At 47.8% G+C, this 12406-nt stretch carries 12 protein-coding genes; 1 reads left to right on the top strand and 11 read right to left on the bottom strand.

From position 1 onward, the window contains the following. Nucleotides 1-8 precede the first annotated feature (8 nt). The 10 genes from AAA952_RS09695 to AAA952_RS09650 form a co-directional block, all read right to left on the bottom strand. Entirely contained in the window at nucleotides 9-374 is a 366-nt protein-coding gene (locus tag AAA952_RS09695; RefSeq protein WP_131525971.1) for a hypothetical protein, read from the bottom strand. Beyond that, nucleotides 371-4297: a tape measure protein gene (locus AAA952_RS09690; RefSeq protein WP_338256500.1), complete on the bottom strand. Its 3927-nt coding sequence runs from the start codon at nucleotides 4295-4297 to the stop codon at nucleotides 371-373. Before AAA952_RS09690 ends, AAA952_RS09695 begins: the two co-directional genes overlap by 4 nt. A 119-nt stretch (nucleotides 4298-4416) precedes the next feature. Beyond that, nucleotides 4417-5163, bottom strand: a complete 747-nt coding sequence (locus AAA952_RS09685; RefSeq protein WP_338256498.1) for a phage tail tube protein — start codon at nucleotides 5161-5163, stop codon at nucleotides 4417-4419. A 20-nt stretch (nucleotides 5164-5183) separates the two neighbouring features. Beyond that, nucleotides 5184-5624: a phage tail terminator protein gene (locus AAA952_RS09680; RefSeq protein ID WP_338256495.1), complete on the bottom strand. Its 441-nt coding sequence runs from the start codon at nucleotides 5622-5624 to the stop codon at nucleotides 5184-5186. Then, nucleotides 5624-6079 carry a gp436 family protein gene (locus AAA952_RS09675; RefSeq protein ID WP_338256493.1) on the bottom strand — a complete coding sequence of 152 codons (456 nt, stop codon included), beginning with the start codon at nucleotides 6077-6079 and terminating at the stop codon, nucleotides 5624-5626. Before AAA952_RS09675 ends, AAA952_RS09680 begins: the two co-directional genes overlap by 1 nt. Before the next feature lie 2 nt (nucleotides 6080-6081). Then, a complete protein-coding gene (locus AAA952_RS09670) occupies nucleotides 6082-6606 on the bottom strand; it encodes an HI1506-related protein (protein WP_338256491.1) in 525 nt (174 codons plus the stop codon). 82 nt (nucleotides 6607-6688) lie between these two features. Continuing rightward, nucleotides 6689-7609, bottom strand: a complete 921-nt coding sequence (locus AAA952_RS09665) for a Mu-like prophage major head subunit gpT family protein (protein WP_113939668.1) — start codon at nucleotides 7607-7609, stop codon at nucleotides 6689-6691. Further along, complete coding sequence (locus AAA952_RS09660; RefSeq protein ID WP_338256487.1) at nucleotides 7609-8766, bottom strand: phage protease; 1158 nt, start codon at nucleotides 8764-8766, stop codon at nucleotides 7609-7611. Before AAA952_RS09660 ends, AAA952_RS09665 begins: the two co-directional genes overlap by 1 nt. Nucleotides 8767-8845: 79 nt before the next feature. Beyond that, entirely contained in the window at nucleotides 8846-10021 is a 1176-nt protein-coding gene (locus AAA952_RS09655; RefSeq protein ID WP_338256483.1) for an SH3 domain-containing protein, read from the bottom strand. Nucleotides 10022-10286: 265 nt separating this feature from the next. Continuing rightward, nucleotides 10287-10901, bottom strand: coding sequence for a hypothetical protein (locus tag AAA952_RS09650; RefSeq protein ID WP_263209352.1), 615 nt, complete (start codon nucleotides 10899-10901; stop codon nucleotides 10287-10289). 203 nt (nucleotides 10902-11104) lie between these two features. Between AAA952_RS09650 and AAA952_RS09645 the strand changes: the two genes are divergently transcribed. Further along, a complete protein-coding gene (locus tag AAA952_RS09645; RefSeq protein ID WP_338256478.1) occupies nucleotides 11105-11944 on the top strand; it encodes a hypothetical protein in 840 nt (279 codons plus the stop codon). On the opposite strand, the gene AAA952_RS09640 is transcribed toward AAA952_RS09645, so the two are convergent. Further along, nucleotides 11941-12399, bottom strand: a complete 459-nt coding sequence (locus tag AAA952_RS09640) for a phage virion morphogenesis protein (protein ID WP_338256476.1) — start codon at nucleotides 12397-12399, stop codon at nucleotides 11941-11943. The genes AAA952_RS09645 and AAA952_RS09640 overlap by 4 nt on opposite strands. Nucleotides 12400-12406 lie beyond the last annotated feature (7 nt).

Genomic DNA, 12406 nt, shown 5'->3' with positions numbered 1-12406 from the left:
AACAGCCTTTAAACAGTGATTAACTTGAGGGTGATGGCATCGACAGCATCGGGGGCGCTATCGCTGTAGTTAATGTCTGGTGCACCGCTAATCGGTTGATCGCGGTAATCCCAAATCACGCTAAAAACAGTGCCGTTAATATCCAGATTGAAACTGGCAGCCCCTTTTGTATTGGCGTGGCTTTCAAGGGCTTCAAACAGACTTAAAGATTCGCCATCACTAAAGAGCATAATGGAACGCCCTGCTTGTTTAGCCGCTACTTCAACATGCTGCGAGCCATCGAGCGCAAACTCAGTGCTACTCACAAAGGGCGTATAACCAAAGCGGTTAAGCCAAATAAAATGCGGTAATTGAAGCGTGTCTAAGGTGATCATGAGGTGGCCTTAATCTGTTCTAGTTCGCGCAAAAACAGCTGCTTAAACTCATCAAGCAAATCGGCTTTCACCACATTGCCCGACGGCATTGCCAGCTCTAGCCGATAAATTTGTACGCTGCCGCCTGTGTTCTGATTGCTCACCGATGGCGAAGTGGTTTGGCTTGTAGTACTGCGAGTGGAATTCGTCGCGGTGCTTGCACTGCTTGATGTGCTTTCTTGTGCCCGTGCGCTGCGTTCTACCGCCTCTGCTTCGATTTGTTTTAGTTTGGTGGCGTAGATTTGCTGACTCAGTTGCAGTGCTTCTTGGGCACTGGCAATGGACTCTTTATCCTGAGCCGTGCGGGCGGCATCGAGCTGCGCCTTAAGCTCAGCCTGTTGCTGTTCATAGCGACGCTTCTCGATAGCGGCTTGGTTATTGTTGAGCTGATCCATCTCATCTTTGAGACTGCCCAAGGTCGCGTTGATATCGTCACGCAGGCCGAGAATACGATCACGGGTAGCATCAATGGCCGCTTGCAGTGGCTTAAGTTCTTCGTCACCTAGCTCGCGTATATTCCACTTTGCCTCGCGGCTAATTTGATTGACACGATCGAGGCTAATGCTTGAGCTTTCGAGTTCTTCAGTCCATTTGCGGGTCAGTAAGGTTTCATTGATGATCTGCTTTTCGCGGATAAAAGCTTGGTTACTGAGCTGCGCCAGCACACCCCAAAAGCCTGTATTCACCCGCATATTGTTCATGATGCTTTTAGTCAGCTCATCGACGCGGGCGTTGAGTTTTTCGGTGCTATCTTCGTTAAAATTGAACTGTTTGTTTAAGTGGGCATAGGCACCCGCAAATAGGTTTACATACTCAGTGGCGCGGCCAGTGGTTTCCTCTAATTGTTCAAGTTCTTGGCGTTGCTCAATTAAGGTTTTAGTGGTCTTTTTTACCTGTTCGTCAGTCTCTTGCTCACCATCTTCCAAACCGCCCATTAAGCGTTGCAATATTCTGAGCACTTCAACTAAGCGTTCTTTTTGTCGCAGGTATTCTTCCGCTGTGATGCCGCCGTCTTTATAGGCTTGTTCGAGCCTTAACATCTCGTCAGATACAGCGGCATACTTGCTTTTTATCTGTTCATAATTAGCCGCTTCGAGTGCCTGAACCTCACTGAGCTGCTTAGTTTGGTCACTTAACTTGCCCTGTAAACTAATCAGATCTTGTTGGGCTTTTGCTTTGGCTTTACTCGATACCGTCGAGCTGTTCATCACATCGCGACATTGCTTCAAACGGGCTTCAGTTTCTGCCACTGCGCGGCTTAGCTTGGCTTGCTCGGGTGAAAGTTCCTTCACGCTGTCTGTATAGCCGTATTGCTTTGCTGTCAGCTCGCTCAGTTCCTTGGTTAGCCCAAGGGTGGCGGCTTGCGCTTTCAAGGTTTCGGGTACCGCAGCGCCCGTCGCTTCGGCGGCCATTAATGCCGCTTTAGCCCAGGCTAAAAACGCATCCTTTTGTTGCTCAATCGGTTCACGGTTGTTCTTAATCAGATTAAAGGCCGCTTCGGCTTTCGTGTTCACCTGCTCTAAGGCATGGCTACTGGTCAGCCCTAAATCCTTATAGGCTTGCTCCAATGCCTCGGTGCCCTTAGCCGTGGCATCTAGATAGGTTTGCTGCTCTTCAAACTTGGCGCGCAGTATTGTGAGTAACTTAACGTGGCCTTCATATTGATCCCCCGCCGCTTTCAACGGCACTAAGGCGGCGTCAATTTGGCGAATGAAACCGCCCATACCACCTTTAACGCCATCGAGCGTTTTAGTCTGTTCGCTTAAGGTAAAGGTCAGGCGCAGCGCTTCTTCAACCGTTAATTTAATCGGCTCAACGACTTCAACGGCAGCCTGTTTGACTTCTTCCATGGCTTTAGCGGCGTTCTTCCACTTACCAGTGGCGTCGTCATAAATCAGTTTGCCTTCGTCTACCGCCTTGTTGAACTCGGCCATAGTGGTAAAGGCTACGCCCGTTTGCTCACTGAGATCCTTAAGTGAGTACTCCAACTGTTTGGCGCTAGACGCGGCAGCGCGTTTAGATTTTTCCAGTGCTTCTTCAGCAATCAATAACTCTTGGTATACCCGAGTAACCTCGATCAACTCGCTAATCAGGGCTAAGTACAAACCCGCTTTAGCAGCTGCTGCCAAGGCGGTTTTAAGTTTGCCAGCAGCTAAGGCCGCGCCCTCACTCGCCGCAGTGGTACCCATGATCGCGCCAGTGTAAAGACGCATCACGCCGATGGCGGCATTGGCTCCCGTGATCACATAACTAAAATAGCTACCGACTTTTAACGCTAGAAATGCCTTAGCCACAAAACCAATTTCATCACGGAAGTGGTACAGCATAGCCGCGCCATCTTGCACCGCTGAGCCTATGCTCACGATCGTGTCGCTGACTTGCTGCGCCCATTCCTTTAAACGGCCATCGGCGGCCATGGCGGCAAACTCAAGATTCAACTCACTGATCTGGCCCTTGAGCCAATCAAGTGCACCGGACTGAGCCACGAGATCATAGAAGGATGAAAGGTTGTCTTTGAGGTTTGATACTTGGCCACTGAGCAAAGCCATCTGCGCCGCTGCGCTGCCATTTGCGGCTCGGCCCATTTCATCAATCAAGCCTTGGATCACATCGCGGCCAAGCTTGCCTTGCTCACTGAGTTTTTGCAGTTCGGTGGTGTTCTTTCCCGTGACCTTAGCCAGCATGTCCCATACGGGCACGCCGCGCTCAATCAACTGCAGGATCTCTTCGCCCTGTAGCTTTTGTTTTGCCCAGGCTTGGCCGAGTGCCAAGGTGATCCCCTCGACCTCTTGAAAACCGCCACCGAGTTTAAAGGCTTGATCCACAATCGCCTTCATGGTGCCGTTCATAGGATCAAGGCCAAAGGCTTTGGCCTTCACAAACGCTTGATTGACTTCGTTCAGTTGCAGTGGCACATCAATGGCGAATTGCTTTACCCAAGCGGTGGCTTGTTTGCCAGATTCAAAACCGCCCATCACGGCATTCATTTGCACGCTAAGACGTTCAAATTGATCGCCCGTGGCAAAGACATCCTTCAACGCTTGGGCCACACGGTCAAAGCCCAAATAGGCACCCGCTAAAGCGGTCACTTGGCCGATCACACCACGCAGGGAACTGGCATGATCACGGGCGCTGGCATTGCCCTTATCTAACTGATTAGCAAACTTATCGACATTGCGGCCAGTGCCGTCAAATTCGGCGCTTAACTTGCGCTGCGCTGTGGTCAGGTTGTTGTAGTCAATACCCGATTTTGACAGGGCATTTTGCAGCTTAGTGTGGCTGGATGATTGCTGCGCTAACTCGCGCTGCATTTGCTCCAGCTCTTTTTCGGCCACATCAATAGAGCGTGCCAGTTGCACAAAAGGCGCATCCGTTTGGCTCGCACGTTGCTTTAAGTCCTGCAGTGCTAAGGCGGCGGCAGTGACAGCAAGTTCTTGCTGTTCAAGCTCATTGCGTGAACGCTTAAAGGTGTTAATCAGGTCTTGCTGGTTAGCCAACTCATCGAGCTTATTGGCTAAGGTATTGGCCTTTTGGCTGGTCGATTGGCTGCTATCGCCAACGTCATCAAGCCCTGTAGCTAAAGGCTTGAGGTCATTAGTAAGCTGCTCTGTTTGGTTGCTGGTATTACGGCTGCTTTGGGCCACTTGGTCTAGCTGGTCGCTTAACGGATCAAGGCTATTTTTGAGTTCATCAACTTGATTCGCACCCGCTTGGCTGGCATCACTCACGCCATCGAGTTCATCAGCGAGCGCCTGTGTCTTAGGATTCGCCGCATCCGACTCAGTGCCGATGCGCTTAAGCTCATCGACTAAAGCCGCTATGTGTTGCTTGCCCGTGGCTTCTGCCACGATCCGCAGGGCGAGTTCTAAGGTTTTATCAGCCATGGCTATCTCGTTAATGCTCTCGTTAGTATCTAAATAATCGGTGTTTAAACGGCGGTTAAATGGGGATTAAAGGGCATGGCAATTGAGTACGGCCATGCCCTTGGGTTAACCAAAACCGCTTACGCATCCAGCTCTAGGTACTCGAACGGATGATCCTTACCCGCGACTAACTGGGCTTTACCTGCAAGGGTGGCGCTCACAAACTCGCTGGCGGCAAAATCGAGCGCCGCTGTTGGCGATAAGCTGGCGTCGAAAATTTCGAGCTTAATCGGCTTGCCTGTTTCGAGGTTTTTACCTTCACCGAAGATCCGCGCACGGGTTTGGGCGTTAATGCCACCGCGAATGAGGGTGCCGCTAATGGCGTTATGTTGGCCTGTCACCGTCACCGCGCCGCCCGCTTCTATGTCGCCGCCTTTTACGGCGCGCACTAGCCCTAGGGCATAGTTCACCTCATAGTCAGTGCCCAGCACTAAGGTGGCAGCGTCTTTCTTCACCACAAAACCGAGGGCGGCAAAGTTACTTTCAGGTAGCTGTATCCAACGTTGATTGGTTGGTAAGGTCACGGCTTCATCGGTTAAGTTGCCGCTGCCCGTGTTCAGCACTTGGGTATCACCCAGCAGTGCCATAGCTATCAGTTCGGCAGGTTGATCGTCGAAGGACCATTCCACCTCAACAGGTTTTGCAATTTTCACCACGCTTAAGGCTTGGCCGTAGCTGTCTTTCTTTTTACTTGGACGTACCTTTTCATCGGCATCGGTTTTAATGGCGAGCTTAGTGGTGTTGATGGGACCAATGATCCCCGTTGATTGCCCTTGGGCATTTAGACGGTCAACAAAGAAGTTGCCTGCTACTAATAATCCACTCATGGTGAGTTCCTCTTAGGTTGTTAAGGTTTGAATCTCAAAATCACACTTAACGCCACGGGGTAATAACCGTGGCTTTTAGTGAAACGGGGTTTAACGGGACTGTTAACGCGCACAAAGGGGCCAAGCATCTGACCATCCACCGCAATGGACTTACCCACAATCGCGTTTAACAGGCTGACGAATAGCTCACCTGCTTGGCCTTCGTGGATAGATAAACGGCAAGCCAATACCACAAGCCAAGTCTGCTTAATTTGGCTGGTGTTGCCGCCTTGGGCCGTATCCGCCAGCATATCGCCCATATACAGCACATGGGCGGCGGGGGTGATTTGGCTGCGCTCATCCACTTCGCTTAGCTCATTGGCTTGATAGACCTTCTTCAGCTTCTGGCTCGTCACTAATGGCTCAAGCAGTTGAGTCAGTGCATCACCTGCAGCAAGGTAGTTATCTTTAATTTCAAACATCAGATAAACCCCTTAGACGATGCACGGCCAAACACGCTGCCTGCGCTTTCGATACTGACCACTAACTCACTTTGGCTAGCGACTTCACCCGTATCAGCTAGCCCCAAACTGATATCGCCTTTGCTCACTGCGGTTAAAAACTTCACCACAGCGGTATAGCGTTTCTCGACTTGTTCAGGGGCTTTATCGCCATACAGGAAGTAACGGGCGATATCGCAGCAGTTACGCTCAAGCACGGCGGGAACCGTAGTTAACGGCAAGGTGTAACGTCCCACGATATAGCCATCAATCTCGGCAGACGCATCACTCAGCGCCTGCTCAAGCAAGGCGAAATTGATTTCCCCTGGCACACTGTCTTCACGTTCGGTAAGCAGCATTAAGTCCTGCGTACCAAAGCGACTCAGCATGTTGTCAGGGGTGGCGTACATGGCTCTTGTGATGGCTAAGTCGGCCATAGCTATTCACCTGCTGCGTTGGTGACGGTGCCAGAGGGTTCAGTGCTTGGCGTTTCAGCGCTAGGGGTAGCCGTTTCACTCGCACCTGGCACTGTGACTCTTACCGCCCGAATAGCATTGACTAAGTCAGGTTTATTCATCGCGTTAAAGCCGGTGATCTCCAAGTCTTTTGCTAGCGCCTTAAGATCTTTTACCGTGAGCTGATCTAACAGTTCATCTACTGTCAGTTGGTTTAAGACTTTCTCTTCACCATTGGGCTCTTTTACACCAGTGAGCGTGCCTGTGATATCGGTGCCTAATGTCTGATCACCGTCTGGAATGTCCACACTCCCCGACGCTGGTGCCATATCACGCACGGATACTTTAAGGCGCTGGTCAGCTTCAAACGCTGCAACTTGCTCATCCGACAACTCGGCCAGCGGTATAAGGTTTTCGCCTTTGTTAAGCGCCATGCCCGCACGGCGGTAGCCAGTGTGCGCAAGACAGATAACCAACAGGACTTGAATGTTCTTAGAAGGATTCGCCATTTCATTGTTACCTCACTCGATGTTGGGGGGCAGGCGCATCCTTGTGCCTGCTATTCGCTGCTCAAACTTAAGGGGTGAACACCTAAAGCTGTGGCACCACAAGGATCTCGAACTTGCCTTTCAGTTCGTTATCCACGGTCACGCCGCCTTCATCAATGCGCTCACGGGTCATTAACTTGAGTGCGACGTCTTCAAGAGAAGCTGGGATCACCAACAAATTGGGGCGTATCTTGAGCTTCTTACCGCCATCGCTGGTAAAAGCTTGCATGGCTTTGTAAGCGCTCCATAGGTTGGTGGCATTGAGAGTACGCTTGTTGGCGAAGGCCATTTGCCAGAAGCCAAAGCCCGCCTCACAGCGCATATCAGTGCCGAACTGGAACTCGTTATTGGTCCAAACTGCAGGGTCGGTTGGATTAAACAGGGTGTTTAAATCCAGCTTGCGACGCTCTTGGAAGATGAGTGGCTTTAATGGGCGCGTGGTATCGAGCAAAAACCAAGGTTCCCCCGTATAAGCGCCATCAACCACCATGTTGGCCACCGATACGTCAGCACCCGTACCGTCGTGTTTCTCGTTAACGGGATGGTCAGTGTCAAAAAAGTTCTGCCCGTCATAACACAAAGTGCCAAAGCCTTCGGCTAATAGCTCGAACACCAGATCGTCGGGAAACTCTTCACCTTCCTGCGCCAATGCCTGCACCATAGGTTTGTAAATCCCTAAAGTGTCATCTTCCACATCATCACGACTAATACCTATGGTGGTTTCAAAGGTACGGTTAGTGATTGAATAACCATGCTCTTTGATGGAGTTGATCACCCGCGCACCAATCCATTCGCGCATAGTCGGCATTGAACCTAACCAGCCGTAGGTATTGGACTTAGTATTGCTTGGCACGACTGAGGCAATTTTTAAATACAGTGGCTCAGTCTTAGCTAAAGCATTTTGAAACTCGCTACGCACCATAGTGCGCAGAGCTTGTAATACTGGGGCGTTAATAGCAGCCATTATTTGTGCTCCTGATCAGCGGCGATAGCTTTAGCAAAGTCAGCTTGTGACATGCCCCAAGAATCGGCCATTTTGATTTGGTCGGCAGTCAGTGCCGCGAGTTTGGTGTCCTTGTCCTTGATAGGATCGGGAACTGTGGTGGTTTGCTTGGCCGTTAATGCGGCAATAGCCACACGCTCACCCAAGTTGGCTGTAAGCGCCGCCATGGATTGCTTGCCTAACTTGGTTAGGTAATCACGTTCACACTCAAAGGCTTTGCCTTCGTCTATTGCCGCCTTCACGGTTTGCTCAACGGTAAGCACACCGTTTTCAGCAGTGAGTGCAACCAGTTGCGCACGCAGGGCAGCGACAGTTGCCGCTGGAACGTACTGGCTTAGATCAACCGAGGGCGATATCGCACTCAGCGCGGTAAGCTGTTGCTTTAAGCCATCAACGCTATTTGCTGCCGTGGTTAGCGTATTAAGTGCAGATAGCGCCGCGACCTCTTGCTCAGCCGTTAAGGCCGTTGCATCATCGGGAATTTCAACGCCCAAGGCGGCTAAAATTTTTCTCAGTAATGGGTTCACATGGAGTTCCTCCGTGTCGGTAGATTGGATAGGTTCGTATGGATTGAGGCTTGTATTAAGAGCAGCCAGTGCAGCCAACGATGCGAGTGGCAACATGCCATCGACACCAGGGCGGTTAGTTAACGCGGCTGAGTGGATAAATTGCGGGCGGCCAGTGCTGGTGTCGTAACCGAACACTAGGCTGAAGTACTTGTATTCTTTGGCAGTGAGATAAGCGATGGCGTTATCGGTAAAGCGCGGCTTAATAAACAAGCCCTGCCCCTGTCGATATTGCACGTCATCGATGTTGAACCAACCCGCAGCGGGTGCAGGCTGGCCATTCTTCTCTTTGTTGAGGGTTTGGTGTTCGTAGTCAATAACCAGATCACCGGCTTTATGGGGGGTGTTTGCTCGCAGGGCCGCGAACGCAACGCTATCCATCAACCACTTGCCACCAGCTACATCATCAGGGCGACCATCGACGGCAGCAAAGTGGCCATCAGGCAGCGCCTGAATGTAGCCATCTTCACCAACCACAAAGGTTGCTTCTGGATTGACGTTTAACTGGCTGCTTAAGGCGGCAAAAACCAAAGCTGTGGTGGTTGCAGGCATAAAAAAGGCACTCTCAATAACATTGGAGTGCCTATGATGATCTCGCTCGGCTCGCTAGCGGATTGGAAAGGTTTCGGGATTACGGAACGTAGCGTCTTAGATAACGCCTAAATACCCAGCCGTTTTTGTAACTTTCACTAGTCTTATCGTAATAACTGACAAATACCCAATCTCTATCTTTTTCGTTAACTTCAAATGTATCAATGATTACACCTTGGCCAAAATTCAAAGTGTCTATGACTTGATACTTTTGTCCAGCTGAAGCTCGCACATTCAGTTTCGTAGATTTAACAAAGCGGCAGACTGAAAGCTGTTCTTCGCAAAAGTCTCTCTTTGCAGCAATAATGACTTGTTTCTCCGTAGCAGTTTTATCAGTGCTTAAGAATGGTAAAGCTACTTGAGCCTGCAATATAGCGAACAAATAAGGGTATATAAAAACTTTCAATAATTCGAAAATAATTGAAATAATTAACTGCCCATATTTTGATGGTTCAGTTGTTTGGGTCGCAATGAATTGCTCAGGATTTTGACTTAATTCGTTTTGCGAATAGTCTTTAAATGCTTGAATGTCTGATTCATCAAAATCATCCAGCACACTTATATCAACAATTTCAGCTTGTCTCATTAAGTGAGAAAAACTATCTGTTGTGAGGCGACCGACGAAATGCTGTAAGTTAACTGAGTTACTCAGTTCTTGAATCATTTTCGAAACAGAATTATTAAGCTGACTCTCCATAAACTTAGGTGAAAGCACATCACTTATCATCTTACTGGTGGCAAGCTGACGCTCCATAAACTTAGGTGAAGACATCTCACTCATCATTTTACTGGTGGCAAGCTGATACTCCATAAACTTAGGTGAAGACATCTCACTCATCATTTTACTGGTGGCAAGCTGATACTCCATAAACTTAGGTGAAGACATCTCACTGAACATCTTGCTGGTGGCAAGCTGACGCTCCATAAACTTAGGTGAAGACATCTCACTGAACATCTTGCTGGTGGCAAGCTGACGCTCCATAAACTTAGGTGAAGACATCTCACTGAACATCTTGCTGGTGGCAAGCTGATGCTCCATAAACTTAGGAGAAAGCATCTCACTTATCATCTTGCTGGTGGCAAGCTGACGCTCCATAATCGTAGGTGAAAAAATCTTACTCATCATCTCGTTGGTGGCAAGCTGCTCCTCAATAAACTTCGGCAAACCCACCTCCCTCATCGTTTCAACAGAAGTTTTTTTGAATTGCTCATTCAACTTGTTTCACCTTAGCTTATGATAAAAAAACGTAGCATTGAGGATAACCTAGTTTAAAACCTGTTTAAATCCTTGTTAAATCGTTAAAGTAGTTTTGCAATAAACCTTTATCACAAGTTTAGACGTACGTTGCTTTAAATGCGGGTTATCTGCACAAAGACAATACAGAACGGGTGTCTAATATTTTGAGATTAGATCATCGGTCATGATGACACACCAAATCACATTACAAGGAAGAGCTAACTCGGTAATGGAAAAATAGGAATTAGTTAGGTGCCGTTTGTTTTACGCGCATCTCTTTCATGATCCTAAGTTGATCTAGGTGTCTTTCATCTCGCATTTTATCAAACTTGGCCACTATCGTTATCAAATCACTGATAGGGTCATAATACTGATCACTAATTTTTCTCATCGGCAAATTAGCCACTTTCCTCAATCGAATAGATACCTTGTTTGCCGTAAGTGCCAACTTAGCAAATTCATACTGCCTCGTTTCAAAGTACTCCTCGAAATATGGAGGGCTTGTTACGTATTTAGATACACTTGAGATTAACTCTTGCGCACTACGTATACACTCTGGTAACCACAAAATATCCCTCATCAAATCCTGTGGGAGACTTCGCCAGTCTACGTCCTTAGTGGGCAGTTCAAACTTGGGATAAGGGATTATGGAAATATAAAAACCGTCTTGATCAGGTTTCCCGTTATCACCACATAACAAAACTGCTTCATCAAAAAATCGATCTAGCTGCATCGTTACTACAACGGCAAGATAATACTGCTCTTGTTTTCGCTGACTTCGCTTCACCCAAGCTCCATAGACTAGATTCAGTACAAAACCAACAACCACACCTAGTAATCCGATTAATTCCTTTTCCATGAAGGCGATCCATTAAGTAATGTAAGTTCGAGCATAACCCAGTTTAAAACCCGTTTAAATCATTGTTAAAGCGTTTAAGTGGTTTTGAGATAAGCCGTTGTAACAAATTGAGAACCAAGCCGCTTAAAATGCGTTTTAGCGCTTTGCGTTAAAAGCGCCTTCACTTAGAATCGCGGTCTCACTTTAATCGCTTAGGAAGGCACATGAACAGACCAAAATCTACGGTAATATCTTCCCCAACAGCCATACATGAAAAAGTTATTATTCTTGATGATCAAACAGAAAAATACGAACTTCCAAAATGGATCTTAACTATGATTGCGATCATAGCGAGCATTGCCTTAGCTTTACTAAGCACTTATTTTTTAAATTTCAATGGATCATTCGGTAATCAAGGCGACTTTGGCACATTTGGTGACTTTCTAGGTGGAGTCCTCAATCCGATCTTAGGCTTTGCAACTGTTTTTTTACTCATCTGGTCACTGAAAATGCAGGTCAAAGAGCTGGCACTTTCTAATCAGCAACTCGCTTTAACTCGACAAGAATTGAAAGAAACCAAAGAAGAGACTGCACTGAGTCGTAAAGCTATGGAAGCTCAAGTTGCTCATTTAAAACAAGATGCAAAACTGACTGAATTGCAAGGCGTGTTAAAAGCTCAGCTTGATATCATCAACGACCATCTTGCTACTCAAGTTTATTCTCGAGCAACTGAAAGAGGATCTATAGAAATTACCTTCGACAAAATATTGAACAATCATAATGAAGTTCGTAGATATCAAGGTGCATTAAATCAACTATTGGAATCTGATCAACCTAACCCTCTGATTAATGCAGGAAAAGCATTGGAAATACAAATAATTCAGCTTGGTCATATATCCTTAGAGTACTCTAAAGAAACTAACTCGAAACTTTATGCATTACCATACCTTGTAAATGCAATATCACTGCTTAGTAAATTCTATAAATTTCAACCAAACGTAAGTATTGAGACTCTGTTGGAAGAAATAGATGCACAAATCAAAAAAGGCGAAGACAAAATTTAATTAACGCTACAAAAGTCGACAACAATCTCAAGTATGGTTTGCTCATCCTCACGGCTTACACCTAGGTATGGCCGTGCAGGAATACCCGCTGGGCCTGCGGGCATATCGTCGGTGCCGCCGAACTGGTGAATAACGGCATAGATTTTATTGCTACCAATGGCCGCCCAAAAGTCACCGCTGTCTGCGGTAATGCTGGCAGCTAGCCCGCCAGCACTGGCTTGCAGTATCTTACCGCCCTGGCGTTTAGGGTTGGCTTTAAGGTAGGCATCACTTAAGGATGCCCAAGCTTGGCCTGTAGTGGGATCGGCCTCTGCTTCAAACGCACCTTCTGTGGCTGACTCTAGAACTGCGGCGATATCGTTCATGGGTTCACTTAAGTCGTCGAGTCTTTCCATCAAGCTAGTCAGCATCTGCAATACTGTGCCGTTGGTAAACTGAATATCCACTTTACTCATAGTGCCC

Source organism: Shewanella sp. M-Br (genome assembly GCF_036245925.1).
GTDB lineage: Bacteria > Pseudomonadota > Gammaproteobacteria > Enterobacterales > Shewanellaceae > Shewanella > Shewanella oncorhynchi.
The sequence above is the reverse complement of the archived record's forward strand: the minus strand, read 5'-3'. Positions and strand labels throughout refer to the sequence as shown.

Coding starts and splice junctions, on each gene's coding strand:
- AAA952_RS09695 (WP_131525971.1), bottom strand. CDS start 374: ATGATCACCTTAGACACGCTTCAATTACCGCATTTTATTTGGCTTAAC.
- AAA952_RS09690 (WP_338256500.1), bottom strand. CDS start 4,297: ATGGCTGATAAAACCTTAGAACTCGCCCTGCGGATCGTGGCAGAAGCC.
- AAA952_RS09685 (WP_338256498.1), bottom strand. CDS start 5,163: ATGAGTGGATTATTAGTAGCAGGCAACTTCTTTGTTGACCGTCTAAAT.
- AAA952_RS09680 (WP_338256495.1), bottom strand. CDS start 5,624: ATGTTTGAAATTAAAGATAACTACCTTGCTGCAGGTGATGCACTGACT.
- AAA952_RS09675 (WP_338256493.1), bottom strand. CDS start 6,079: ATGGCCGACTTAGCCATCACAAGAGCCATGTACGCCACCCCTGACAAC.
- AAA952_RS09670 (WP_338256491.1), bottom strand. CDS start 6,606: ATGGCGAATCCTTCTAAGAACATTCAAGTCCTGTTGGTTATCTGTCTT.
- AAA952_RS09665 (WP_113939668.1), bottom strand. CDS start 7,609: ATGGCTGCTATTAACGCCCCAGTATTACAAGCTCTGCGCACTATGGTG.
- AAA952_RS09660 (WP_338256487.1), bottom strand. CDS start 8,766: ATGCCTGCAACCACCACAGCTTTGGTTTTTGCCGCCTTAAGCAGCCAG.
- AAA952_RS09650 (WP_263209352.1), bottom strand. CDS start 10,901: ATGGAAAAGGAATTAATCGGATTACTAGGTGTGGTTGTTGGTTTTGTA.
- AAA952_RS09645 (WP_338256478.1), top strand. CDS start 11,105: ATGAACAGACCAAAATCTACGGTAATATCTTCCCCAACAGCCATACAT.
- AAA952_RS09640 (WP_338256476.1), bottom strand. CDS start 12,399: ATGAGTAAAGTGGATATTCAGTTTACCAACGGCACAGTATTGCAGATG.